The 24,509-nt window shown below is 55.2% G+C and carries 21 protein-coding genes; 14 read left to right on the top strand and 7 right to left on the bottom strand.

All coding sequences use genetic code 11. The features are described from left to right. The first annotated feature begins 13 nt into the window (after positions 1-13). Entirely contained in the window at positions 14-862 is an 849-nt protein-coding gene (locus tag JRJ22_RS27695; protein WP_232380975.1) for a nitroreductase family protein, read from the top strand. Here JRJ22_RS27695 and JRJ22_RS27690 read toward each other — a convergent pair. Beyond that, positions 855-2,531, bottom strand: a complete 1,677-nt coding sequence (locus JRJ22_RS27690; protein ID WP_206102394.1) for an ATP-binding cassette domain-containing protein — start codon at positions 2,529-2,531, stop codon at positions 855-857. The two genes, JRJ22_RS27695 and JRJ22_RS27690, sit on opposite strands and share 8 nt — an antisense overlap. Then, positions 2,528-3,340, bottom strand: coding sequence for an ATP-binding cassette domain-containing protein (locus JRJ22_RS27685; protein ID WP_206102393.1), 813 nt, complete (start codon positions 3,338-3,340; stop codon positions 2,528-2,530). Before JRJ22_RS27685 ends, JRJ22_RS27690 begins: the two co-directional genes overlap by 4 nt. 125 nt (positions 3,341-3,465) lie before the next feature. Between JRJ22_RS27685 and JRJ22_RS27680 the strand changes: the two genes are divergently transcribed. Then, entirely contained in the window at positions 3,466-4,074 is a 609-nt protein-coding gene (locus JRJ22_RS27680) for a biotin transporter BioY (protein WP_206102392.1), read from the top strand. A 100-nt stretch (positions 4,075-4,174) separates the two neighbouring features. On the opposite strand, the gene JRJ22_RS27675 is transcribed toward JRJ22_RS27680, so the two are convergent. After that, entirely contained in the window at positions 4,175-5,680 is a 1,506-nt protein-coding gene (locus JRJ22_RS27675; protein ID WP_206102391.1) for an alpha-amylase, read from the bottom strand. Between the two features lie 108 nt (positions 5,681-5,788). Beyond that, positions 5,789-6,634 carry a DUF72 domain-containing protein gene (locus tag JRJ22_RS27670; protein ID WP_206102390.1) on the bottom strand — a complete coding sequence of 282 codons (846 nt, stop codon included), beginning with the start codon at positions 6,632-6,634 and terminating at the stop codon, positions 5,789-5,791. A 262-nt stretch (positions 6,635-6,896) separates the two neighbouring features. Here JRJ22_RS27670 and JRJ22_RS27665 point away from each other — a divergent pair, with 262 nt between their 5' ends. Beyond that, positions 6,897-7,751: an MBL fold metallo-hydrolase gene (locus JRJ22_RS27665; RefSeq protein WP_206102389.1), complete on the top strand. Its 855-nt coding sequence runs from the start codon at positions 6,897-6,899 to the stop codon at positions 7,749-7,751. A gap of 91 nt (positions 7,752-7,842) precedes the next feature. Here the strand turns inward: JRJ22_RS27665 and JRJ22_RS27660 are convergent, their stop codons facing one another. Then, a complete protein-coding gene (locus JRJ22_RS27660; protein ID WP_206102388.1) occupies positions 7,843-9,435 on the bottom strand; it encodes a histidine kinase N-terminal 7TM domain-containing diguanylate cyclase in 1,593 nt (530 codons plus the stop codon). Between the two features lie 457 nt (positions 9,436-9,892). Here JRJ22_RS27660 and JRJ22_RS27655 point away from each other — a divergent pair, with 457 nt between their 5' ends. The 6 genes from JRJ22_RS27655 to JRJ22_RS27630 all read left to right on the top strand — a co-directional run bounded on the left by JRJ22_RS27655 (position 9,893) and on the right by JRJ22_RS27630 (position 16,615). Beyond that, complete coding sequence (locus JRJ22_RS27655; RefSeq protein ID WP_206102387.1) at positions 9,893-10,675, top strand: ABC transporter ATP-binding protein; 783 nt, start codon at positions 9,893-9,895, stop codon at positions 10,673-10,675. Positions 10,676-10,678: 3 nt separating this feature from the next. After that, positions 10,679-11,491 (top strand): ABC transporter permease, encoded by an 813-nt coding sequence (locus JRJ22_RS27650; RefSeq protein ID WP_206102386.1) that lies wholly within the window; start codon positions 10,679-10,681, stop codon positions 11,489-11,491. After that, the gene (locus JRJ22_RS27645; protein ID WP_206102385.1) at positions 11,491-12,390 is read left to right on the top strand and encodes an ABC transporter permease; all 900 of its coding nucleotides are present in this window, start codon (positions 11,491-11,493) and stop codon (positions 12,388-12,390) included. The genes JRJ22_RS27650 and JRJ22_RS27645 overlap by 1 nt, the downstream gene beginning before the upstream one ends. A 146-nt stretch (positions 12,391-12,536) precedes the next feature. Continuing rightward, the gene (locus JRJ22_RS27640; protein WP_206102384.1) at positions 12,537-13,640 is read left to right on the top strand and encodes an ABC transporter substrate-binding protein; all 1,104 of its coding nucleotides are present in this window, start codon (positions 12,537-12,539) and stop codon (positions 13,638-13,640) included. 91 nt (positions 13,641-13,731) lie between these two features. Beyond that, the gene (locus tag JRJ22_RS27635) at positions 13,732-15,195 is read left to right on the top strand and encodes a CoA-acylating methylmalonate-semialdehyde dehydrogenase (protein WP_206102383.1); all 1,464 of its coding nucleotides are present in this window, start codon (positions 13,732-13,734) and stop codon (positions 15,193-15,195) included. A gap of 52 nt (positions 15,196-15,247) precedes the next feature. Beyond that, a complete protein-coding gene (locus JRJ22_RS27630; protein WP_206102382.1) occupies positions 15,248-16,615 on the top strand; it encodes an aspartate aminotransferase family protein in 1,368 nt (455 codons plus the stop codon). On the opposite strand, the gene JRJ22_RS27625 is transcribed toward JRJ22_RS27630, so the two are convergent. Continuing rightward, on the bottom strand, positions 16,581-18,269 hold the full coding sequence (locus tag JRJ22_RS27625; protein WP_206102381.1) for a PucR family transcriptional regulator: 1,689 nt from the start codon (positions 18,267-18,269) through the stop codon (positions 16,581-16,583). The two genes, JRJ22_RS27630 and JRJ22_RS27625, sit on opposite strands and share 35 nt — an antisense overlap. 331 nt (positions 18,270-18,600) lie before the next feature. Between JRJ22_RS27625 and JRJ22_RS27620 the strand changes: the two genes are divergently transcribed. The 4 genes from JRJ22_RS27620 to JRJ22_RS27605 all read left to right on the top strand — a co-directional run bounded on the left by JRJ22_RS27620 (position 18,601) and on the right by JRJ22_RS27605 (position 23,021). Next, positions 18,601-19,992, top strand: coding sequence for an NAD(P)-dependent oxidoreductase (locus JRJ22_RS27620; RefSeq protein ID WP_206102380.1), 1,392 nt, complete (start codon positions 18,601-18,603; stop codon positions 19,990-19,992). 69 nt (positions 19,993-20,061) lie between these two features. Continuing rightward, positions 20,062-21,351 carry an NAD-dependent dihydropyrimidine dehydrogenase subunit PreA gene (preA, locus tag JRJ22_RS27615; RefSeq protein WP_206102379.1) on the top strand — a complete coding sequence of 430 codons (1,290 nt, stop codon included), beginning with the start codon at positions 20,062-20,064 and terminating at the stop codon, positions 21,349-21,351. Position 21,352: 1 nt separating this feature from the next. Further along, a complete protein-coding gene (gene hydA, locus JRJ22_RS27610; RefSeq protein WP_206102378.1) occupies positions 21,353-22,780 on the top strand; it encodes a dihydropyrimidinase in 1,428 nt (475 codons plus the stop codon). A 1-nt stretch (position 22,781) separates the two neighbouring features. Next, on the top strand, positions 22,782-23,021 hold the full coding sequence (locus JRJ22_RS27605; RefSeq protein WP_206102377.1) for a hypothetical protein: 240 nt from the start codon (positions 22,782-22,784) through the stop codon (positions 23,019-23,021). Positions 23,022-23,130: 109 nt separating this feature from the next. Here the strand turns inward: JRJ22_RS27605 and JRJ22_RS27600 are convergent, their stop codons facing one another. Further along, positions 23,131-23,652, bottom strand: a complete 522-nt coding sequence (locus tag JRJ22_RS27600) for a GNAT family N-acetyltransferase (protein ID WP_206102376.1) — start codon at positions 23,650-23,652, stop codon at positions 23,131-23,133. 241 nt (positions 23,653-23,893) lie between these two features. On the opposite strand from JRJ22_RS27600, the gene JRJ22_RS27595 reads away from it, so the two are divergent. Next, a complete protein-coding gene (locus tag JRJ22_RS27595) occupies positions 23,894-24,508 on the top strand; it encodes a TVP38/TMEM64 family protein (RefSeq protein WP_206102375.1) in 615 nt (204 codons plus the stop codon). Position 24,509 lies beyond the last annotated feature (1 nt).

Here is a 24,509-nt window from a genome sequence, read left to right as displayed (position 1 = left end):
GGGTATCGCCGTTATGGATATCATCGAGAAGCGGAAATCAGTACGCACCTATGAGACGACACCGATTGGGGAAGAGGTCCACGCTTCTATTATGGACTATCTGCACCAGGAGGAGAATCTGCTCGGGCCCTTCGGGGGAAAGGCAAGGATGGAATGGATCTGGGCCAAAAGCGGCGGCGAAGACGGCAAGGGCATCAAACTCGGCGCATACGGGATTATTCAGAATCCGCAGGCCTATCTGGTTGGCGTGGTGCGCAACGACCAGACGGCACTGCTGGAGTTCGGGTATATTTTTCATAAGCTGATTCTTTATGCTACAGGCCTTGGCCTGGGCACCTGCTGGATTGGCGGAACCTTTAACCGCAATTCCTTTGCCCGTGAGCTTGAGCTTGCGCCCGGAGAGATCATTCTCTGCATCACACCGCTTGGCTATGCACGGGAGAAGCAGCGGTTGCTGGATGCTACCATGCGTTATGTCGTCAAAGCGGACCAGAAAAAGCCGTGGCGCGATTTGTATTTCGACTCGGGATTTGAAAGACAGCTGGCTCCGGAGTCGGCCGGCAAGCTGGCCGCTCCGCTGGAGATGGTCCGGCTGGGCCCTTCGGCTTCCAACAAGCAGCCCTGGCGGATCGTGCTGTCCGCTGACCGGCGGCAGGCACATTTCTATCTGCAGCATACGCCAAATTACAGCGGGAACAAGCTGGGCTTTGAAATGCAGCGGATCGATCTCGGCATTGCCGCCTGCAATTTCGAGCTGGCCTGCCGGGAGATGAACATTCCCGGGGAATGGACTGTAAACGATCCGCAGCTCGGCGTAATCGACGGGCATACGGAGTACATGCTGAGCTATAAGCTCAGCTGATCCGGGAGATCCACCACAGCAAAGCCGCTACAAGCATAACGCAGGCCAGCGCCAGTGTGTCCTTAGGCTGCCAGTTTAGCTGGTATGATGGAGTCCGTGCTTTCTTCGGGTCATAACCGCGGGATTCAACGGCTGTAGCCAGCTCATCCCCCATGCCGATGACAAGAATCAGGAGCGGCACTATGAGTAAGCCAATCTGCCGGGGAGTCCAGCGCGCGAGGCCGCGCTGAATTCTCCCACGCGACTTCAGCGCCAGCTGCAGCTGGCTCAGCTTGCCGAGAATCCAGGGCACGAACTGCAGCGTGACGGATACGGCCAGCGACCAGCCCCGGGTACGGATACCCAGCTTCTTCAGCGGGGCGATGGCCCACTCCAGCGCTTCGCGCAGCGGCGCGCCGGTGGTCGTCTCCGTGAATAGGAAGCCAAGGGCAATCAGCAGCAGGAAGCGCAGCACATTCAGCCCGCCGCGCAGGATTCCTGCCGAGCTGAAGCCTAAGAACCCGAGTCTGATATCCGGGGATGCCCAGCTTAGCGCAGACAGCAGCCAGAGAAACAGGAACATCAGCAGGAACGGGCGGAAGAACCTTGCCGTCCGGCTCCAGGGAATTCCCGCAGAGCCGATTAATCCGGCAATGAGGGCGGATGTGAGCAGCAGCGGAGTCAGGCTGTTCATGCCCAGTACAACCAGTGAACCCAGCACCATCCCCAGCCATTTCACGCGGGGGTCAAGCCCCTGCCAGGAACCCCGGCGCGGGGCTGTTTGGCTATGAGTCCTGATAGAAGCTGGCGGATTGTTGTTTACAGGATCAGCTGCGTGCTGCGGTCCTTTAGGTATCTGAGGACTGACGGCTTTTACAGGTGCAGGCGGCAGCAGCCGGCTTATACCGGTGAGCAGATCATCCATGCTGTCCGGCTGCTCCGTCAGCAGTCCCTGGCGGCGGAGTCTGTGCCCGATGCGTGAGTATGCGGGCGGTTCCAGCCCCGCTGACCGGAGCAGCAGATGATCGGCCGCCAGCGGAGCGGCGGGTCCGTCATAATGAACCGACCCTTGGGACATCACGACCGCTTTGTCGGCCAGCGGCAGGAAGCTGTCAAGATCATGGGTTCCAATGATCAGGGTGATGCCGCCCTCCAGCAGTTCCTGCACCAGCGCAAGCAGCGCCTGTGCCGCCTGCGGATCAAGGCCCGCGGTCGGCTCGTCGAGAATCAGCAGCCGGGGCCGTACAACGATAGCGGCGGCAATGCACAGCCGCCGCTTCTCCCCGCCGCTGAGCAGGAAGGGAGAACGTTCGGCGAAGCTCTCGTAGGGCAGACCGACCTTGGACAAGGCGCTGCGGATCCGCTCCGTCCGCTGCGCCTTCGGCACTCCGTGCTGCTCCAGACCATACTCAATTTCCTTATGCACATTGCCTGCAAACAGCTGGGTCTCCGGCTGTTGAAATACGATGGATACGTTAGGCTCGCCCCCTGAGCCAGCAGTATAAACAACCCTTCCCGCAGCAGGGGCGGCAAGTCCCGCAAGCACCCGCAGCAGAGTGGACTTGCCGCTTCCGGTCACACCGCAGAGGACGGTCAGTGTTCCCTGGCTGATCTCCAGATTGATGTCCTGGAGGGCGACTGCAGTATCGTAGAAGAATGAGAGCTTCTCCGCCCGGATGCTCATGCTCATAGGATGGCCTCCAGTTCCTGCTCGGTCAGCGGCAGCAGCCTGAGGGGCCAGCCCTTCGCCTGCAGCAGCCTTCCGATGGAGATCACCGGTGCAGGCTCCCAGCCCAGCTGCCCGGGCAGCTCCGAGCTGTAGAACAGGGTACGGGGATCGCCGTCATACAGCATCGTTCCCTGCCCCATAACCGCTACTCTTGGACTCTCTGCAAGCTCCTCTACCCGCTGGGTGACCCAGAGAATGGTCGTTCCCTGGCGCCATAGATTCCGGGCCAGCTCCAGAATGTCGCTGCGTCCGGCGGGGTCCAGCATGGATGTAGCCTCATCGAAGATAATCATCTCGGCCTGAAGCGCGAGACAGCAGGCTACCGCCAGACGCTGCCGTTCCCCGCCGGACAGGGCGGAGATATCGGTTTCCGATTTATGCGCCAGCCCCACCTGCTGCAGGACCCGGCTGATCCGCTTCGCCATCTCGTCTGGGGATAACCCCCGGTTCTCCAGGCCGAAGGCTACGTCCTCGTAAGGGGTAGAGCCCACGTTCTGGGCCTCGGGATTCTGGAATACAAGCTGAATATGCTGCTTGACCGCAGTGCGGTTCTCCGGTGAACGCAGATCAAGTCCGGCTGCGGTTAAGCTGCCTCCGGCCGGAATATTCAGGCCGTTGAACAGACGGATCAGAGACGATTTGCCGCAGCCGTTTGCCCCGGTAAGCGCGACCCATTCGCCGCGTTCAATAGGGATGGAAATTCCCTGCAATACCGGCAGCCTGTACTGGCCGTCCCGGAAGAACAAAGATAAATTTTGCGCCGTAATCATCAATCCTACCTGCTTCCCTGACAGTGTTAATGCACAATTGCTCTTGATTATATCAGAGATTAGAGATTGATGTATAAGGAGCGGGATGGTATAGTGTTCCTAAAAAAATGGGGGGACTGCTACAAATGAAAAAGTGGACGACTCGCGGCCTGATATTCAGCGCATTGTTTGCCGGAGTCATGATCGCACTCAGCTTTTTTAAAATTTACCTGCCTTTTTCGGCTGTGCCGATTACGCTGCAGACACTGGCTGTCATGCTGGCAGGCGCTATTCTTGGAGCACGCTACGGCACCTTGGCGGTGCTGATTGTCATTGGTCTGGCCGCCGCCGGATTCCCGGTGCTGGGCGGCAGCGGAGGGATGGCCGTGCTGGTCGGGCCGACAGCAGGCTATATTTTATCCTGGCCGTTTGCAGCTTTCCTGATTGGCCTGTGCGCCGAGCGCACACAGCAGAATAAATATACGTTTCCTAAGCTGCTTACCGCCAATTTCCTGTTTGGCGCGCTGCTTGTCTATCCCGGAGGGGTATGGTGGCTGGCGCATTCCACAGGCATGGATTCCCTCACCAAAGCGTTAACTGCAGGCATGTGGCCGTTCATTCCGGGGGATCTGATCAAAGCCGTGTTATGCGCAGGTGTCGTAACCGCCGTGCGTCAGGTGTATCCGATGGAACGTATTCTGAACAGTGATAACGGGGGATGGGCCGAGGGCGAGCATCCGCCGCTCAGCCGCTGATCCCGGCAACAGCAAAGAGGGGAACCTCTGCCTGCGCGGCAGAGGTTCCCCTCTTTTTTTGAAATATGATTTACGTAACGGCCAAGCCGTTTCTTCTTGCTTATGACGCGTCCTCTCCGCTTGCGGGAGCCTCTTCCCGGTCCGTATTCTCTTCGTCCGGCAGGGCCCAGACGGATACGCTGCCGCCGTTCACCGGAAACACAGCCCAGCCATCCCCGCCAATCGTCACCTGATCTTCGCGGTTATGGGTGAAATCCTCCCAGACTTCCCCGGCACGCTCTTCACCCACGAACATCCGTTTCTCGCCGTTGTCCCCATTGGAGATGATCACCGCACAGCCCGAGCCCGGAAGCTCCTCCACGCCGCGCCGCACCCAGCCGATCGTGTTGGGATGGTCGAAATAATCATCCTGTTCGCCGTAGGCCTTGTGATAGCGGGTGTACAGCAGCGGATCGATGGCCGCTTTTTTGCCGTCCACCGGAACCGGCCCGCCGATTCCGTAATAATCACCGTAGAAGACCACCGGATACCCGTCCCGCCGCAGGAGGATCAGGGCGTAGGCGCTCTGCTTAAACCAGTCGCCAACCCAGGACTCCAGCGCCTCGTGGGGCTGTGAATCATGGTTATCTACGAAGGTTACCGCATTAGCGGGATGGGTCTGGACAAGCGTGTCATCAAAAATATGCGTCAGATCGAAATCCCTGCCGCCCAATGACGCCGAGTAAAGCTTATAGTGCAGCGACACATCGAACAGGTCGATCTGATAATCTACCGTATTGAGGAATTCACGGCACGCCTCCAGATTGTCATTCCAGAATTCGCCGACAATGTAGAAATCCTCACCGCGTTTTTTACCCATTTCCTTGGCGAATTCCTTAATGAATTCATGGTTGATATGCTTGATGGCGTCGAGGCGGTAGCCGCTGCACTGCAGCGTATCGACCAGCCATTTTCCCCAATCCAGCATCTCTCGTCTGACATCCTCGTGGCTGTAATCGATATTGGCGAACATCAGGTAATCATAGTTGCCGAACTCGTCGTCTACGTTCTGGTTCCAGGCTTTGTTCTCCCCGTTGATCCGGAATACTCCGGTCCGGCCTTCCTTCGCATCGAAATCGGTACCGTTGAAATGGGTATGGTCCCATTTGAAGGAGGAATACTCGTCCCCGCGCCCCGGAAAAGTGAACTTGGTCCAGCCCTCAATCTCGAAGGGGGCTGAGATTTCCTTGTTGCGGTCGTTCGGGTCCACCTCTATGACCTCAAAGACCTCCGTCTCGTCTGCGCCTGCTTTATGATTCATCACGAGATCGACATATACGGCAATGCCGTTCTTCAAGCACTCGGCAATGGCTTCGACCAGCTCTTGCTTGGTGCCGTATTTCGTACGGACCGCTCCTTTTTGATCAAACTCACCGAGGTCATACAAATCATACACCCCATAACCTGTGTCTTCCGGCGTAATGGCCTTCGTTACAGGCGGAACCCAGACGGAGTCAATAAAGCTGGCCTTCAGCTCCGGCGCCATCTCCGCCAGCCTCTTCCAGTGCTGCCCGTCTGCCGCAACATGCCATTCAAAAAACTGCATCATCGTATGATTTCTCTTCATTCCCTTTTTGCCTCCCTATAAATTCAAGTGCTGAATAGTGATTTTTGGTGGTTCAATGCGTTGCCAAGGAGTAAAAGAGATATATGTAGAACTTAGGTCTAGCGGGGCCTAGTTGAATAAGTCTAACTGAAGCGGTGCCAGGCCGCCGTCAATTCCCAGTAATGCCTGTAATTCTTTGGCATTGGGTGTGGCATCCCCGGCGGAATTATTATTGAAGACCACATACAGCTCCCGGCATGTTTTTTCCAGCTCCCGCAGCCGTTCACGCCACTCTGTCAGTTCTTCTGTGCTGTAGCGGTACAAATAACGCAGCTTACGCCAGTCGGGGTGGCTGCTCTGATTCCAGCCTTGGGTATTGCGGCCGTGCAGACGGACATAGGTAATATCCGGTGTAGTCGCTACTGGCACAACCGGAATGGAGCCCGATCCTGCCTGAGGCTCGTCGGCTACGGTATGAATCCAGCCTTCCCGGGTAAGAAAACCCAGCGTTTTATCGCGCATTTCCGGACTGTACCAGGATTCATTGCGGAACTCGACTGCAGCCGGGACATCCAGCATCCGTTCCTTGGCCTCGCGGAGAAATTCCACGTTTTCCTTGGTGCAATCGAACCATGGAGGGAATTGGAAGAGAGCCATCGCCAGCTTCCCGGCTGTTTTTACCGGGGCAATGGAGGTGTGGAAGGCCTCGTACATTTCTCCTGGCGTATCGTAATAATTCTTTTTTCTGCGCAGGTGCCCGGTCATCCCCTGGTAGGCTTTAACGATAAATTTGAATTCATCGGGGGTCTGGCTGACCCATTTCACGTAATTTTTGACCGGCTGCACAGCATAAAAGGAACTGTCGATTTCCACGATGGGAAAATGTGCGCTGTATGCAGGCAGACGCTCGGCCGGTTTGATTTTGCCGTAAAGCTCTTCATGGTCCCCGAAACCGGTTAGCCCGATCTTGATCATCGCAAAATCCTCCTTATCGGCTGTCCCGTACACAGGGCCGATTTAGATTAACTAACCTCTATTAAACTTAAACCCTGCTGTCGCAAACAACTGCAGTTGATTAATACGTCCATTTGATGCAACATGGAGAGATAAAGCGGCTGCAAGCATGCCTGTTCCGGAGATATCGCTATGGGTGCTGTTATCGCCAAAAGAATGACGGGATATACTTTGCCGGCCTGCCTTAATTCATGTTGATTGATTGCACAGGAGGATGCTGGGAATGGAGCATAAATTCGAGCAGATTAGTCCGCATATTCTGATTATGCACGCGGAGCATGCAACCGACCGTCCGGTGCTGGCGGCAATTACGGGAGAGCGGCGGACGCTTTTAATGGATGCAGGCGCTTCGCCTGCCCATGCCGGGCTATTCCGCGAGGAGCTGGAGCGGCGCGGCTGCCGGCTGCCGGATATGCTGGTGCTGACGCACTGGCATTGGGATCACAGCTTCGGTACGGGTGCTTGGGGGATTCCGGCGATTGCCCATAAGGAAACCGCAGAAGCACTGGCTGCTCTGAGCGGGCGGGGGTGGTCGGATGAAGCAATGGCTGAGCTTGTGCAGGCGGGTACCATCAGTGAGGACAGTGCACAGCATATCCGTCTGGAATATGGTGATTCAAGGGAGGTTAACGTCAGGGAACCGGATATTGTGTTCACCGGAAGGATCACTATTGATCTCGGGGGAGTGACTTGTGTGCTGACCCATGTCGGCGGTGATCACTCGGCAGACTCCTGCGTGCTCTATGTTCAAGAGGACAAGGTTCTATTCCTGGGAGATGCGCTGGGCCCGTCCATTTATGGCGGCCCGTATAAGTACAGCAGCACCGGCTTTCTCAGACTGCTTGAAATAACCTATGGCTTCGGGGCGGAATGGTTCGTGGAATCGCATGGGATTCCGATGAATGAACCGGATTTCCGTGCCGATCTGGCGCCATGGGAACGTCTGGCCCGGCTGGTGGATGTGTTCGGACACAACCGTGAACGGGTAGTGCTGGAAATGAAGAATTACCTGAAGCTTGAGGAGCTGCCCCGGGATTTGCTGCAGGGCGTGGACTATTTCATGGCCGGACCGAAGTAAACAGATGCAAGGGATTTGCAGGCAACATATATAAATACGGACAGCCCCGGTTCCAATGGAACGGGGCTGTCCGGCGTAATTTCAGTAACAGCTATAGCGGATTGAAGTGGGTAATAGCTGCTCCGCTGGACAGGTGAACGGCATTTCTTCCGTTGCGCTTGGAAGTGTACAGGGCATGATCGGCTTCGGAGAGCAGCTCTTCCAGGGAGATATTCTCCCGGCCGGCCTCGGCCACCCCGAAGCTGGCTGTTACATTGATGGGTCCTGACAGTGTATAAAATGCGCTGCGCTCAATATCATTACGGATCGCCTCCGATAATAAAGCCGCCTGCTGGAGCGAAGTGTCGGGCAGACACATCACGAATTCCTCGCCTCCGTAGCGCCCGAATACATCCCCTTCACGGGTATGTCTGCGGCATACACCTACGATATGCTGGAGCGCCATGTCGCCATACTGGTGGCCATAACGGTCATTGATATTTTTGAAGAAGTCGATGTCCAGCAAAATAATCGAGAGCGGGATCTGATTCACGGAGGCCTCTTCCAGCAGCGTACGGCTCTGTTCCATGAAAAAGGTACGGTTATAAATACCGGTAAGACTGTCAATGGTGGCAAGCTGCTGCAGCTTCTCCTGGAGCAGAGTCCGTTCGGTCACGTCGATCAGCATGATCATCCGCCCGGCCAGGCTGCCGTCCTTCTTCAGTACCGGAGAGGAGCGGACCTGATAATAACAAGTGCTGCCGCCTAAATTCCAGGCCAGCTCACGCTCCTCACTCAGCAGTGGGTCCGCATTCATTACATAATCCACGGCTTCTTTGCCGGCAGGAAGAAACAGCTTGGCCAAAGGATGCCCGATGGCCGAGGAGTCCAGGCCCTCCAGCATTTCGGTAGCAGCCCGGTTGTAGTCGATCAGCATATCGGAACGGTCGGTGACCAGCACTCCGTCACGCATGCTCTCGAACAGATTCTCTCGGGCAATGGGAGCCGCAGTCAGCATCCCCCGGGAGAGAATGGCCCAAATATACAGCGTTGAAGTTATGCTCATGATAATCGGCACGGGATCCATGCCGTAGGGAGTCTGGTCTATCAGGTAGAGGAATGCGCCGAGAGCCGGAAGGAACTGCCCGATAAAGATCGTGATCATCTGCCTCCGGTAGACCCGCTTCATCCGGTTCCACTGCCAGAGAATCAGGCACATTCCGGCCAGCATACATCCGAAGGTCATGCTGCCCTGCACGATATACCAGGGACCCATCACAACATCAACCAGCGGAGTGGGGGCATTTTCCCGGAACAGCATCGACTGGTAGAACAAATGATGAGACTCATTGGTCCATACGAGCAGTACAGAGATGCAGGGAATGGAAAACAGCAGAGTCAGCAGCTTTTTATTAATTAAACGCTCCAGTCCCACGAAGTACATGATCATAATCAGGCTGGAAGGCGCAATAAAGGGCATGCCCAGATACTCTACTTTGATCCAGAACCCGATTTCCCCCATGGTGCTGCCCGACAGCTCCAGTGCAAAGCCGAACGTATAGACCGCTGAAAAGAAGGAGCTGTAAATAAACGGCTTAATTCCCGCGAAATCGGTCTTCTTATAATAAGCAAACAGGCCAAGGAGTACGCTCAGTACACCGGATATGGAAACGACGACAATATAGTTTGAAATCAAAGAGCCCATGTGATGTTCCTCCAAGCAGGATGATCATCAGATGCAGGGTCCGGGGCCGGAAAGAGTGCCTTAGATAACCATGGGGCATTATTCTGTACATTTAGCATCGGTAAAGGGTCTCCTGTTTTAGCAAGGATATATGAATAAATATTATCACAGTTTTAAAGGGATAACATTCAGGTTTCAAAGATATCCGTTAGCCCGGCGGGTTCAGGTGAAAACGGTCATGCCCGCTCTCTCTTTATCGGCACACTTCGCAATCCGTGACAATAATAGCCGGCGGCTAGACAAAGTGACGGAATTTAGCAGGTGCAATTTTACTTTTTGTCTAGTGAGTGTCCGGGAAGCAAAGTGTAACATGTTAGTTAATCCTACACCGTAAGGATGTTATCATCATTTTAAACTTAAATATGTTATGTTATTTAACATAAAATAATCCGATTCAGGGATGAAGGGGGAGCTGGACATGTCACTTGTAGCGACGAAAATTCCTGAAATACTGCTGGAAAATGTGGAAATGCGCTATCAAACGGAGACTGCGGATGTGCTCGCGCTGCATCAGGTAAGCCTGGATATTGCCAAAGGCGAGTTCGTTTCTTTACTGGGTCCCTCCGGATGCGGTAAAACGACATTGCTCAGATTGATGGCAGATCTCCTGACACCAACAGCCGGCAATGTCACGGTGGCAGGCAAGAGTGCCAAGGAGGCCAGACTGGCGCAAAAGTATGGAATTGTTTTTCAAAGCCCTGTGCTCTATGACTGGCGTAAGGTGAAGCATAACATTACATTGCCGCTTGAGCTGATGGGTGTCAAGAAATCGGTCCGCGAGGACAAGGCGCTGGAGCTACTGGATCTTGTAGGTCTGCAGGGGTTCGCCGATAAATATCCCTGGCAGCTCAGTGGCGGTATGCAGCAGCGCGTCGCTATCGCCCGTGCGCTTTCGATGGAGCCGGAGATTCTGCTGATGGATGAGCCGTTCTCCGCGCTGGATGAGTTTACCCGGGAGCGCCTGAATGAGGAGCTGCTATCCGTCTGGAGTAAGGTGCAGAGCACGATCGTTTTTGTAACCCACAGTATCCCCGAATCGATTTTCCTCTCTGACCGGGTCTTCGTTCTCTCCCCGCATCCGGGCAGACTGTCTGCCATCGTGGATATCCCGCTGCCGCGTCCGCGCACAGCTGAGATGAGAAACAGCCCGCAGTTTTTTGAACTGATCGCCCGTATCCGCGACAGTTTCGAAGGGGTGTAGCGAATGAAGGGGAACAGCCCGATTATGCGCAGCCGTGTTCTGCCGCTGCTCGTCTGGATCTTCGGCCTACTGGTTGTATGGGAGGCAGTCTCCTGGATGCTGCTTCATGTGGCCAAAACGCCGCTGGCCCAATCCAAGCTGCCATATGTGCATGAAGTGGCTACGACCTTGTGGAAGTACAGCGGCACGCTGCTCAGGGAAGGGGGGGCGACCTTTGGTAATGCCGGTATCGGATTTCTGATTGGTGCCGCAGCCGGCGTGCTCCTCGCTGTACTGATGAGCCTGTCCAGGACGATTGAACAGCTCGCCTTCCCTTATGCCGTTGCCTCACAGATGATTCCGATCCTAGGGCTTGCCCCGATCATCTATGGGATTGTGCGGGATGAACAGGTGTCACGGATTATTATCTCCGGCTACATTACCTTTTTCCCGGTTGCCCTGAATATGCTGCGCGGTCTGCGCAGTGTGGATCTTTCGGCAGTTGAACTGATGCACTCCTACGCCGCCAAGCCTTGGGCTGTGTACTGGAAGCTGCGCTTTCCGGCTGCACTGCCCGGACTGTTCAGCGGCCTCAAAATCGCTGCCCCCCTGGCCGTAACCGGAGCGATTCTGGTGGAGCTGATGGGGGCCCAGCACGGCATCGGTGTGATTATGCTGCGTAATCTTTATTACGGTCCGTCCCATACCTATATGTTCTGGTCTACGGTGCTGGTCGGGGCGCTGCTTGGCATCGCCAGCTATTGGCTGATGACTCTAATTGAACGGTTAGTAGCGCCATGGCAGCCGGAGTTTCGTCCGAAGGGAGGGGACCGCTGATGGGAAGTAACTCTGTGCGTGAACCCTCATATATCACTGCTGCCGGAACTGAAGAGGCGCCGCCTTCTCTGATAACAACGAGAAATAGTGTATCCTCCGGTCCGCAGAAGCAAAAAGGCAAACGGCGCCTTTTGAAATGGTTTAACCCTGGTGTGATTCTCCCTCTGCTGGCTGGAGTGCTGTTCCTGCTCCTCTGGGAGTATCAGGTGTTTCATAAGCTGTTTGACCTGAAAAAGTATCAGCTCCCGCTGCCTTCAGCCATTTGGGAAGCGATGAGGGAGAATTACAGCCTGCTGCTGTCTTATACCGGCTATACCTTGACCGAAGCGGTAGTGGGAATGCTGATCGGTTCGGCCTGCGGCTTCCTGATTGCCCTGGCCGCCACCGCCTGGCCCCGCTGGGGCGGTGGCAGCCTGACTCTTGTGGCTGCGCTCAACGCGGTGCCGATTGTGGCGCTCGCTCCGATTATGAATCTGTGGTTCGGTGACGGCATCGGCTCACGGGCCGCGATTGTTACCGCGACCACGATGGCGGCGATGGCGATCAATGCCTATAAGGGTATGGCGGCTGTGGACCCGCTGGCGCTGGATCTGATGCATTCCTATGCCGCCGGCAAGCCCGCAGTGTTCCGCTATCTGCGGATCCAGAACAGTCTGCCGTATGTGTTCACAGCACTGAAGATCAACGCTACTGCCAGTATGATCGGAGCGATAGTGGGGGAGTTTTTCTTCTCCTCAAGAGGGCTCGGCTACCTGCTCTCCAATTCGATCAAGGTGGCGAAGATGCCGCTGGGCTGGTCGTGTATTGTGCTGGCGGCGATTGCCGGAGTCCTCTTTTACCTGATGGTTGAACGGCTGGAGAAGGTATTCATCAAATGGCATAGCTCCCAGCGTTCGTAACACCCTTATTCCATTACATCCGGACTATCGCGTGAGGGGAAATAGAGAACCTGACCGCGGGCCGTATGCATAGAGTCACCACGACGGTAACCATGCTGTGCTTTTGCAGGACTACAAACTCAAATTGGTAGGGGGAGTTGCACTTGATGAACGGGAAAAAAGGCAAATTTCGTGGCGGGCTGCTGCTGGCGGTAATGATCATGGTCCTCTCTTTGCTGGCAGGCTGTGGCGGGAACAACAATAATACGTCTGCAGCAGAAGCAACGGCGGGAACAGAGGCATCTGCATCACCGGAGACGGCGGCAACAACAGAACCGGCTGCAGACCCGGTAACAGTGAAGTTGCAGCTGAAGTGGGTGCCGCAGGCACAGTTCGCCGGTTATTTCCTGGCACAGGATAAAGGATATTACGCAGAGGAAGGGCTTAAGGTAGAGATTCTGCCGGGCGGACCGGATATCGTACCGGAGCAGCAGGTGGCCGGCGGATCGGCAGATATCGGTGTGGACTGGGTCGCGAGCCTGTTGACCAGCCAGGAGCAGGAAATGCCGCTGGTGCAGATCGCGCAAATCTTCCAGAAGAGCGGACTTGTTCTGGTCTCCAAGAAGGATGCAGGAATCAGCGGACCGGCTGACCTGAAGGGCAAGAAGGTCGGCAACTGGATGGGCGGCAATGAGTTTGAGATTCTGGCATTGTTTGATAAGTACAAACTGGATTCGAATAAGGATCTGAACTTCACGAAGCAGGGCTTCACGATGGACCAGTTCCTTGGCGGTGAGATTGACGCTGCTTCGGCGATGACCTACAACGAATATCAGGTGGTGCTGGAGTCGGGCATCAAGGCGGAAGACCTGAATGTTATCGACATGAATGACGAGGGCGTGGCGATGCTGGAAGACAATCTGTTTGCCAACAAAGAATGGCTGGCAGAGAACAAGGAAACGGCAGCCAAGTTCGTCCGCGCTTCCCTTAAGGGCTGGAAAGACGCTATCGCTGACCCTGAAGCGGCTGTAGACAGCGTGATGAAGCTGGCAGAGGAAGGCAGTACCACCCGTGAGCATCAGCTGACGATGATGACTGAGGTTGCCAAGCTGATTCAGCCGGAAGGCTTTGATGCTGCCAAAATGGGTTATACCGATGCTGCAGCCTTCCAGCAGACCGCGGATATCGCACTTAAGTTCGGTGTAATCAAAGAAGCCTCCAAAGTGGATGAAGCCTATACGAACGAAATTGTAGAGATGGCGGCAAAATAAAGGTTTTCTCTCATATTCCTAATAGATGACCGCCGGATGTGGCGGTCATCTATTATAATCGGCAACTCAGATGATGAAAGAGGTGAAGGGGATGTCCTTGCTAGTAGGGCAGGCCGGGAAGGTTAAGAATTATGTAAACGGCACTTGGGTGGAATCGCGCTCCGGGAAAGAGGAGGAAGTGTATAATCCGGCGACCGGTGAGGTAATCGCTTACGTTCCGATTTCGAGTAAGGAAGAGCTGGATGATGCGGTACAGGTAGCGGCGCTGGCTTTTAAATCGTGGAAAAAGGTGGCCGTTCCGCGGCGGGCCCGCTATTTCTTCCAGTACCAGCAGCTCCTGGTGCAGCACTGGAATGAGCTGGCAGAGCTGATCACACTCGAGAACGGCAAAAGCCTGGAGGAGGCGCTGGGCGAAGTGCAGCGCGGCATCGAGTGTGTGGAATTTGCCTCCGGCATTCCGACACTGATGATGGGCAGCCAGCTGCCGGACATTGCTACCGGAATTGAATCGGGGATGTACCGCTATCCGCTGGGGGTTATCGGCGGGATTGCGCCATTCAACTTCCCGATGATGGTGCCCTGCTGGATGTTTCCGCTGGCCATCGCCTGCGGCAATACCTTTGTCCTGAAGCCTTCCGAGCGGACGCCGCTGCTGGTCAACCGGCTGGCTGAGCTGTTTGCGGAATCCGGGTTTCCGCCGGGTGTACTGAATGTGGTGCACGGTGCACATGAGGTGGTAAACGGGCTGCTGGAGCATGAAGAAGTGAAGGCGATTTCCTTCGTCGGCTCGCAGCCGGTGGCGGAATATGTATATAAGCAGGGAACGGCCCACGGCAAGCGGGTGCAGGCTCTGGCCGGAGCTAAGAATCACTCCATTGTGCTTCCTGACGCAGACCTCGATAACGCGGTCAAGAATATTACCGCTGCGGCATTCGGCTCGGCGGGCGAGCGCTGCATGGCCTGCTCCGTAGTGGTTGTGCATGAGGAAATCGCGGATGAGCTGGTAAGCCGCCTGGTAGAGGCTGCTGACGGACTTAAGATCGGGAACGGCAAGGAGGACGGTGTCTTCCTGGGTCCGGTTATCCGCCAGTTGAATAAGGAACGGACGATTGCCTATATCGAAACGGGACTCACGGAGCAGGCGGAGCTGGTGCGCGACGGCCGGAAGGACAGCGCGGTCTCCGGTGCAGGTTATTTCCTCGGCCCGACCATCTTCGACCGTGTACAGCCGGGAATGAAGATCTGGCAGGATGAGATTTTTGCTCCGTTGCTGTCGGTCGTACGTGTGAAGGATCTCGCCGAAGCGATTGAGGTTACGAACCGCTCGCCGTTTGCCAATGGTGCCTGCCTGTATACAGACAGTGCCCGGGCGATCCGCGAGTTCCGGGAAGAGATTGATGCGGGAATGCTGGGCGTGAATCTCGGCGTGCCGGCACCAATGGCCTTTTTCCCGTTCTCCGGCTACAAGAAATCGTTCTATGGAGACCTGCACGCGAACGGCCGTGACGGTGTTGAATTCTATACCCGCAAGAAGATGATTACTGCACGCTATTAGCCGCATCAGATGCATGTTAAATAAACTGGAATATCGAGAGGAGAGAGTTGCCATGCAGAGCCTGGGCAAAGAGAGTGAAGCGGCCATCAAGAAGGATCAGCAGTATTTATGGCATAACATTACACCTTACAGCGAGGCGAATCCGCCGATGATCGCAGCTTCAGCCAGCGGATCCTGGGTTACCGATATCGATGGAAACAAATTTTTGGATGGCATGTCCGGACTATGGTGTGTAAATGTCGGATATGGACGCAAGGAGCTGGCCGAGGCGGCCTACAATCAGCTGCTAAGCCTGCCGTATTTTCCGCTGACCCAGAGCCATATGCCGGCTATCGCGCTCGCCGAGAAGCTGAACGAATGGCTGGAGGGTGATTATGTGATCTTCTTCTCCAACAGCGGATCGGAAGCGAACGAGGCAGCCTTCAAAATAGCGCGTCAGTACCAGCAGCAGATCGGCCAGCATTACCGGCATAAATTCATTGCCCGCTACCGCGGCTATCACGGCAGCTCGCTCGGGGCGCTGTCGGCGACAGGCCAGGCGCAGCGCAAGTATAAATATGAGCCGCTGGTTGCCGGGTTCCTGCATGTTGCTCCGCCGGACAGCTACCGCCGTCCCGCAGGCATGACTGTAGAGGAATTCAACCTCCAATGTGCGCAGGCGATTGAGGATACTATCGTCTGGGAAGGCGTTGAGACGGTTGCAGCCGTTATTATGGAGCCGGTCATTACCGGCGGTGGTGTGATCGTGCCGCACCAGGTGTATCTGGACCGGGTGCAGGAAATCTGCCGGAAGCACGGTGTGCTGCTGATTATTGACGAGGTAATCTGCGGCTTCGGGCGGTCCGGGCGTAAATTCGGCCATCAGAATTTCGGGATCAAGCCGGATATCGTAACCATGGCGAAAGGCTTGACCAGCGCTTACCTCCCGCTCTCGGCAACGGCAGTACGCAAGGATATTTATGAAGCCTTCAAGGATAACAGTGACAGCTACGGCCATTTCCGCCACGTCAACACCTTCGGCGGCAATCCGGCTGCGTGTGCTCTGGCACTGCGCAATCTGGAGGTGCTGGAGCAGGAGAATCTGGTGGAGCGTGCAGACATTCTGGGGCAAAGGCTGTACAGCGGGCTTTCCGGGCTGCTGGAGCACAAGCTGGTCGGCGATATCCGCAGCTTCGGGCTGGTTCTCGGCATTGAACTGGTGGCCGACAAAGCTACCAAGCAGCCGGCCGATCTGGACACCGTCAAAGGCATTATTGCCGACTGTAAAGCCAAAGGCCTTATCATCGGCAAAAACGGGGATACGGTGGCAGGCTTCAACAATGTGCTGACCGTTGCACCTCCGCTGTCCTCTACCGATGAGGATATCCAGTTCATTGTGGAGACACTCACAGCTGTGCTGAACGGGAGCTGGGCAGAGTGAGCTTCTCCGGATATAGAAGCTGGTAAGCCCGCAGGGCAACTTGAATCGATATGCGGTTCTCCGGGAGCATGAAGTCCTCACCGAGCAGCTCGGTGATTTTGTCCAGCCGGTAGTAGAGCGATTGTCTGACGATGAACAGATTGCGGGCCGCGATTTGCTTCGAGCCGTCATGATCAAGGAATACGCGGAGCGTGAGCAGCAGCTCGCTGCCCTTGGACTGGTCATGGTCAATCAGCGGGCCGAGATAGCTGCGGATGAAGTTCTCCAGGGTCTTGCCGTCATTCAGGTTGAGCAGAAGCTGGAACACCCCGAGCTCCTCGTAGAACAGTACGGATTTCTGGTAGCACGAATAGAGTGACAGGGCCTGTACGGATTCCTGATATCCGGCATAGGCATGCTTCAGACCCTTATGGGACTTGCTGACTCCGATGACGAGCTGCAGGTCCTTCAGCTTCTCGTCGGCCCGGATATGCTGGAGGGCATCCAGTGCCTGCTGCAGCCGCAGCTTGCCGGGAAGCTTCGACTGGATGTCGAGTGCAATTACAGTCAGGCGGTTGTTCTTGAGTGTGATTAGCGGCCGCAGGGAGTATTTCTCGAAGAGGGAACGCAGAATGAGCGACAGGTGGAAGGTAATCGATTCCCAGTCATTTTCCGAGCTGTTCCATTTGACGTCGCGCGGATTCTCGATTTCAATCAGGCAGACACGGTAGGGCAGTTCGTTCACAACATTGAAATCCGGGCCGACCAGCCCTTTGAGCCGGTTATCGTCCTGGGTGCGCCCGCTGATCAGCTCATCGACCCACAGATTCTCGGAGAACAGCTTGCGCTCTTCCATATAGCGGGTGCGCAGCAGCTCCTGGGCAATCGAGAGGGAAGCGGAATCCAGCAGCAGACAGTCGAATTCCTGCGGCTTGTGATTGCAGACCATCAGGATATAGGCCCAGGTCTGGTCGAGTGCGCCCACCGGCTTAACCGCAATCATCTTATGGCCGTATTCACGGATATATGGTGCGGCATCGGGCTGCACCCCCTCCATCTCCTCGCTGAAGGCTTCGAAGAAGCTCAGCAGCGGAGCCTGCTCATCCGGCGAAAGCGCCGGGAAGAACAACGGTTTACCCTGCAGCTGCATATAAACAATTTGGGTGCGGGTGCTTTTGCATAATAACTGCAGCACCTTCAGGGTGCCCTGGGAAGTCAGTGTCAGACGGTGGAACTCACGGGAGATACTCTCCAGTTCCTGGAGCATCCGGTGATGACGGTTAATGATGAGGGAATGCAGGTCGAGTGTGATATCTACGAAGCGTACGGTACGGGTAAAGATGATCAGCGGAAAATCATGGCGGTTGGCCAGCTCGATCATCTCCTGCGGGATGCTGCTGAAGTAAGCTCCCAGCTCGATACATAAGCAGGCGGCGTTCTTATCAATCAGATTCTGCATAAAGGATAAGGAAGAAGCAATATCTGCACACGCACCCATGCCTGTAGTCAGAATCATTTCCTCACCGTGGATCAGACTTTCGAAGCTGGCGCTCTCCAGCACATGCACCCAGCGGATGGCCCGGTTCAGTCCGTGTTTGCCGCCGATGATCTCCGCCTCTGCAAACAGCGGTCTTTTCAGCGCATCACGGATGGTAAATACAAGTTCCCAATCCATATGCTTTCCCCCCTCGCTCTTGTGCCCTGTCACTTGCTTTCACGTAAAAAATACACTTTTGAAATTAGACAATGTGTCTAATGTAACGAAAAATCGAAATGACTATAGTTTGATTATAATATGTTAGGATATATAACCTGAGCAGATAGAAAAAGGACATTTTTTTTGATTTTAAGTTTATTTTACTACATTATACCTTATATGTAAGCAAAATATTAAGGCAATTATCGTAATAGTGTTATATTATATAACACAAAGATGATTTAGAAGCCGGGAATAAGGATTTTCTGTAACACCTAAAACGCCATTTGTCCAAAGGGAGGGATAACTGATGGAGCACACTTCTCCGTTAACTGCATTCACGCCTGACATGTTCATGCGAAACTTCGCCGAGGCTGAGCCCGGGCTTAGCCGCAAAGGTGCAATTGAGGAATCCAACCGCTGTCTCTATTGTTATGATGCGCCCTGCATTAAAGCCTGCCCGACCAGCATCAATATTCCTTCCTTTATTAAGCGGATTGCCACCGATAATCTGAAGGGCTCGGCACAGACCATTATGGATTCCAATCCGGTGGGGGCCAGCTGCGCGCGTGTCTGCCCGACCGAGGAGCTGTGCGAAGGCGCCTGCGTGCTGAACGATGCTTCGGCGCCGATTCAAATCGGATTGCTGCAGCGTTATGCTACCGACTGGGCGATTAACAGCGGAGTCCAGTTGTTTAAGGCTGGTGTGCCGAACGGCAAAAAGGTCGCTGTAATCGGCGGCGGTCCTGCAGGCTTGTCCGCAGCCAGAGAGCTGGCGCGCGAAGGGTTTGCTGTAGTGATCTATGAGGCCAAGCAGCTTGCCGGAGGACTGGATACACACGGGATCGTCTCGTTCCGGCTGCCGCAGTCCATCTCGCTGTGGGAAGTAGAGCAGGTAGAGAAGCTGGGCGTTGAAATCCGTACCGGGGTAAAGGTTGGCGTTGACGTTGCGGTAGAGGAGCTCAAAGCGGAGTACGATGCGATTGTACTGGCAGCAGGAATGGGGTATGTTCCTCCGCTGGGAATAGAAGGCGAGAAGCTGTCCGGTGTATACGATGCAATAGAGCTCGTAGAGACCACGAAGACGGGGATCCCGACACTGGAGCTGATGGGCCAGCGTGTGGCGGTCATTGGCGCAGGCAACACCGCGATTGATGCTGCGACCTGCTCCATGCGGCTCGGAGCAGCGAATGTGAAGATGGTCTACCGCCGCACCCGGAGCGAGATGACGGCCTACGACTTCGAATATGAATTCGCCAAGCAGGAGGGTGTGGAATTCAATTGGCTGACGCTGCCAAAGCGGATTGTCGGCGATGAGCTGGGTAATGTGACCGGGCTGGAATGTGTGCAGATGAAGCTGACCGGCGAGACCGGCAAAGACGGACGCCTGACGCCAATGCCTATTGAAGGCTCGGAATTCGTGATGCCGGTCGACGCTGTAGTAGTAGCGATCGGGCAGAAACGGCGCATTGATCTGATCGAGGCGCTGGGTCTGGAGCACAATTGGGGTGTAGTGAAGATTGATGAGAAGACCGGCCGGACGTCTGATCCAATGATTTTTGCGGCCGGGGATATTGTATTCGGCTCTGGTAAAGGTGAAGCGATGGTGGTATCCGCGGCACAGCAGGGCAAGGATGCGGCCTACGCGATTGTGAAGCAATTATCGGGTCTGCAGGACAGCGTAGTAGGCTCCGCGGTATAACCGGGAGTATGTGAGCAGCACGGGCCCGGCTGGTTTAGGCGGACTTCATATGACAGGGAGGGAATATCAATGGCAGATTTGAGTATTGATCTTGCAGGAATCAAGTCACCCAATCCGTTCTGGCTGGCCTCTGCGCCGCCTACCAATACAGGTTATCAGGTGCAGCGGGCGTTTGAGGCTGGCTGGGGAGGAGCCGTCTGGAAGACGCTGGGTGAACCGGTCATCAACACCTCTTCCCGGTTTGCAGCGGTGCATTTTAATGGACAGCGGGTAGCGGGCTTTAACAACATTGAATTGATTACGGACCGTCCGCTGGAAGTGAACCTGAAGGAAATCTATGAGACAAAGAAGAGATTTCCGAATCATGCGATTATTGCCTCCCTGATGGTAGAACCAAAGCAGGAAAAGTGGCATGAGATCGTCAAGCGGGTGGAGGCGGTCGGTGTAGACGGGCTGGAGCTGAACTTCGGCTGTCCGCACGGCATGGCCGAGCGCGGAATGGGTGCGGCCTCCGGCCAGCAGCCTGATCTGGTGCAGGCGCAGACGACCTGGGTGAAGGAAGTGGCGACCACGCCGGTTATCGTGAAGCTGACCCCGAATATTACCGACATTACGGTCGTGGCCCGGCATGCGGTTAAAGGCGGTGCAGACGCGATCAGCCTGATCAATACGATTAACAGTCTGGCAGGCGTGGATATCCACAGCTGGAACACGATTCCGAATGTCGGCGGCCAAGGCGCGCACGGCGGCTATTGCGGCCCGGCAGTGAAGCCGATTGCCCTGAGCATGGTGGCAGAATGTGCCCGGGACCGTGGGGTCGGTGTTCCGATTTCCGGGATCGGGGGCATTTCCACCTGGCAGGATGTTGTTGAATTCATGCTGATGGGATCCACCGGCATTCAGGTCTGTACGGCGGTCATGCATCACGGCTTCCGGATCGTTGAAGAAATGATCGACGGTCTGAATAACTATCTGGATGACAAGGGTCTGGCTTCGGTAACGGAGCTGATCGGCAAATCAGTGCCTAAATACTCCAACTGGGGTGATCTCGACCTTAACTATAAAGTGGTTGCACGGATTAACGAGGACAACTGCATTAACTGCAATAAATGCCATATTGCCTGTGAGGATGCCTCGCATCAATGTATTGATATGCTGACGAATGCTGACGGCAAAGCGGTTCTTCAGGTGCGTGAGGAAGATTGCGTAGGCTGTAATCTGTGCTCGATTGTCTGTCCGGCGGATGGCGCGATTGATATGGTCGCCCTGGAAAGCGGCGTGGCGCCAATGACCTGGAATCAGCGGAATCAGGTAATCAGCGGCTTGAACGGCTCATATTCGGAAGCGGAGGTGGTTTAGGATGAAGAAGATCATCAAGAACGGAATTATCGTTACCGCAGCGGACACTTATGCAGGGGACGTTCTGATCGAGGACGGGATTGTGACCGGAATCGGTCTGAATCTGGAAGCGCCGGATGCTGAAATCGTAGACGCCTCCGGCTGTTATGTATTTCCCGGGGGAATTGATCCCCACACCCATCTCGACATGCCCTTTGGCGGAACTGTTACCGCCGATGATTTCGAGAGCGGAACGATTGCCGCCGCATTCGGGGGCACGACAACGGTTATCGACTTCTGCCTGACTACCAAGGGCCAGCCGCTGCAAAGCGCCGTGGATACCTGGCATAACAAGTCACAGGATAAGGCGGTCATTGACTACAGCTTCCACCTGATGGTGTCGGAGCTGAATGACAGGGTACTCGCTGAACTGCCGCAGATTATTGAAGACGAGGGCATTACCTCGCTGAAGGTATTCATGGCGTACAAGAACACCTTCCAGGCGGATGACGGCGTGCTGTTCAAGACACTGCAGGCTGCCAAGCGGGAAGGCGCACTCGTTATGGTTCATGCCGAGAACGGTGATGTGATCGAATATCTGGTGGAACAGGCTCTTGCAGCCGGCAACACGGATCCGATCTACCACGCACTGACCCGGCCTCCGGAGCTGGAAGGTGAAGCAACCGGCAGGGCTGCTTATTTGACAGAGCTGACCGATTCTCAGCTATATGTCGTGCACGTGACCTGTGCCGAAGCGGTCTGGAAGATTGCCGAAGCCCGCAAAAAAGGGCTTCGCGTCTACGGCGAGACCTGTCCGCAGTATCTGGTCCTGGATCAGACTGCGCTTGAGAAGCCGGATTTCGAAGGCGCCAAATATGTTTGGTCCCCGCCGCTGCGCGAGCAGTGGAACCAGGATGTGCTGTGGGATGCTTTATGGAGCGGTACACTGCAGACCATCGGCTCCGACCAGTGCTCGTTCGATTTCAAGGGACAGAAGGACCTCGGGCTCGGCGATTTCTCCAAGATTCCGAACGGCGGGCCGACCATCGAGGACCGCTTCAGCCTGCTCTACTCCGAAGGTGTACAGAAGGGGCGGATCTCGCTCAATAAATTCGTGGATATCATCTCTACCTCCAGTGCCAAGCTGTTCGGTTTATTCCCGAAAAAGGGAACGATCGCCATCGGCAGCGATGCCGATATCGTGATATTCGATCCGTCTGTGGACAGAATTCTCTCTGCGGAAACCCATCATATGAAAGTGGATTACAATGCCTTTGAGGGCTTCGAAGTCAAGGGCGAGCCGGTCTCCGTCCTCAGCCGCGGTGAATTTGTCATCCGTGACAAGCAGTTCGTCGGTCAGGCGGGCTCCGGCAAATATCTGCACCGCAAACGTTTCGAGGCAGAAGCAGCACGTCCGGTCAAAGCGGAAATCAGCGGGGGAGTGGTCTAAGATGTCTGCATTCGAGGAGTTTGACCAAGAGCGGCAGGCAATCGATGAGCTGCTGGAACAGGGCTACCAAGTGATCAATATCGCTGAGGACCTGGACGGGGCCAGGGTTACCTTCGCCCCGGGCGGTCCGGGACAAAACCCGGTGGAGCTGCTGCTGCTGACGGCAGATGCGCGCAAGTATGTGACAACGGTGGTTTTTGCCGGGATTAAGCCGGCTGCGCCAGTGGAAACACCTATTTAAGGGAAAGACCTCATGCTAGGGGGCTGTGATCTTCGGATCGCGGCCTTTTTTCATGCTTAGGATACAATCAGCAATTTGGTGAAGCGTGGCCAGTCAGGATGTGGAGGAATTAAAGCTCCGGCAGCTGCTGTCTGCACTCCATATACTCCTGGCGCAGGACCGACATAATCAGCAGGGTCTCAAAAATGTCACCCCGTTTAACGGATTCGCGGAGTGCACCGTCCACCTTGAAGCCTGCCCCTTCATACACATGCCGTGCTCTGGAATTCAGCTCATTGACGTCCAGCCATAGCCGGTGCGTCTCTGTATGCGTGAAGATCCATTCTGTGAGCAGTGCGAGTAATTTTTTGCCGTATCCGCGGCCCTGGATATGAACGACGATCCGCATAAGGCAGACGGTCAAATTGGGGTCCTGCAGTCCCGTAATGATCACGTAGCCGGCCGGCTGGCCAGATTTCTCCTGAAGGATCAGATGCAGCATATCTTCATCTGTGATAGCTGCAGCGTGCTTGTCCCTCGCCCATTGTCCAATGTAGCGGCGGTTATTCTCATCCTGCTCGGCAGCCAGCACGAAGTCAAGATCCTGCCCGGTGGTCAGCCGTAAATCGATCAGCTCTGATTGAATGAACATCAAATGCTCCCCCTTTATTGACAGTCACTATAAGAACACGGTACATGAGGGGAATGAAACTGGCAATACTAAAAGGCGTTTCTGCGTCCGGATATTGAAATGTAAGGAGAGCCCGAGCTGGCTCGCTTCCGTTAGAGTATGCTCCGGCTGGTGTCTTTTCAGCGTTGCTGAACGGAATTATTGTATAATTGAGAGGAGTAGGTTTGATGAAATTCGTAGTGTGATGAGGAGAGAGTAATCGATGTACTTGCTGGATGTGATGTCATGGCTGACAGAGGAGCGGCTCCGGCTGATGCTGGAACAATACCGCACGCTCGGGCCGCTGCCCGGGATCGGGCTGACGTTTATGAAATCATTCGTTCCGCCGCTGCCTACTATTGCAATTGTAGGGTTAAACGGGGCGGTTTACGGTTTATGGCTTGGCTTTTTATATTCATGGATCGGGCTGGTGGCGGGCTGTGTGACGACCTTCCTGATTATCCGCAAAATCGCTTCCCACCCGTATCTGCAGAAGTGGGCCGGGCGGCCGAAAGTAGCCAAAAGCATGACCTGGGTCCGGCAGAGCGGGTTCAGCTATGTTTTTCTGCTTAGTCTGTTTCCGGTCGGTCCGTTTGTGGTCATTAATATGGCCGCCGGGCTTGCCGGCATGCGTCTGCGTTCCTATCTGCTTGCGCTCTGTGTGGGCAAAGCGATCATGGTATTCGCGGTCTCTTATATCGGAAACGATGTGGACCGGTTTATCCGCAATCCATGGGAAGTTATCTATGTGCTGCTATTCATCGGTGTCTCCTTATGGTGCGTCAAGGCGATAGAGGCCCGGTTCGCCCGGGCGGCGAAAGAGGATGGGGCAGCCTAAG

Origin of the sequence: Paenibacillus tianjinensis (assembly GCF_017086365.1) — a bacterium.
GTDB lineage: Bacteria > Bacillota > Bacilli > Paenibacillales > Paenibacillaceae > Paenibacillus_AQ > Paenibacillus_AQ tianjinensis.
Note: the sequence above shows the minus strand (reverse complement) of the source record. Positions and strands in the feature narration are given on the sequence as shown.

Coding starts and splice junctions, on each gene's coding strand:
- JRJ22_RS27605 (WP_206102377.1), top strand. CDS start 22,782: ATGTCTGCATTCGAGGAGTTTGACCAAGAGCGGCAGGCAATCGATGAG.
- JRJ22_RS27685 (WP_206102393.1), bottom strand. CDS start 3,340: ATGATTACGGCGCAAAATTTATCTTTGTTCTTCCGGGACGGCCAGTAC.
- JRJ22_RS27620 (WP_206102380.1), top strand. CDS start 18,601: ATGGAGCACACTTCTCCGTTAACTGCATTCACGCCTGACATGTTCATG.
- JRJ22_RS27640 (WP_206102384.1), top strand. CDS start 12,537: ATGAACGGGAAAAAAGGCAAATTTCGTGGCGGGCTGCTGCTGGCGGTA.
- hydA (WP_206102378.1), top strand. CDS start 21,353: ATGAAGAAGATCATCAAGAACGGAATTATCGTTACCGCAGCGGACACT.
- JRJ22_RS27595 (WP_206102375.1), top strand. CDS start 23,894: ATGTACTTGCTGGATGTGATGTCATGGCTGACAGAGGAGCGGCTCCGG.
- JRJ22_RS27625 (WP_206102381.1), bottom strand. CDS start 18,269: ATGGATTGGGAACTTGTATTTACCATCCGTGATGCGCTGAAAAGACCG.
- JRJ22_RS27695 (WP_232380975.1), top strand. CDS start 14: ATGGATATCATCGAGAAGCGGAAATCAGTACGCACCTATGAGACGACA.
- JRJ22_RS27670 (WP_206102390.1), bottom strand. CDS start 6,634: ATGATCAAGATCGGGCTAACCGGTTTCGGGGACCATGAAGAGCTTTAC.
- JRJ22_RS27665 (WP_206102389.1), top strand. CDS start 6,897: ATGGAGCATAAATTCGAGCAGATTAGTCCGCATATTCTGATTATGCAC.
- preA (WP_206102379.1), top strand. CDS start 20,062: ATGGCAGATTTGAGTATTGATCTTGCAGGAATCAAGTCACCCAATCCG.
- JRJ22_RS27675 (WP_206102391.1), bottom strand. CDS start 5,680: ATGAAGAGAAATCATACGATGATGCAGTTTTTTGAATGGCATGTTGCG.
- JRJ22_RS27635 (WP_206102383.1), top strand. CDS start 13,732: ATGTCCTTGCTAGTAGGGCAGGCCGGGAAGGTTAAGAATTATGTAAAC.
- JRJ22_RS27680 (WP_206102392.1), top strand. CDS start 3,466: ATGAAAAAGTGGACGACTCGCGGCCTGATATTCAGCGCATTGTTTGCC.
- JRJ22_RS27650 (WP_206102386.1), top strand. CDS start 10,679: ATGAAGGGGAACAGCCCGATTATGCGCAGCCGTGTTCTGCCGCTGCTC.
- JRJ22_RS27630 (WP_206102382.1), top strand. CDS start 15,248: ATGCAGAGCCTGGGCAAAGAGAGTGAAGCGGCCATCAAGAAGGATCAG.
- JRJ22_RS27645 (WP_206102385.1), top strand. CDS start 11,491: ATGGGAAGTAACTCTGTGCGTGAACCCTCATATATCACTGCTGCCGGA.
- JRJ22_RS27655 (WP_206102387.1), top strand. CDS start 9,893: ATGTCACTTGTAGCGACGAAAATTCCTGAAATACTGCTGGAAAATGTG.
- JRJ22_RS27660 (WP_206102388.1), bottom strand. CDS start 9,435: ATGGGCTCTTTGATTTCAAACTATATTGTCGTCGTTTCCATATCCGGT.
- JRJ22_RS27690 (WP_206102394.1), bottom strand. CDS start 2,531: ATGAGCATGAGCATCCGGGCGGAGAAGCTCTCATTCTTCTACGATACT.
- JRJ22_RS27600 (WP_206102376.1), bottom strand. CDS start 23,652: ATGTTCATTCAATCAGAGCTGATCGATTTACGGCTGACCACCGGGCAG.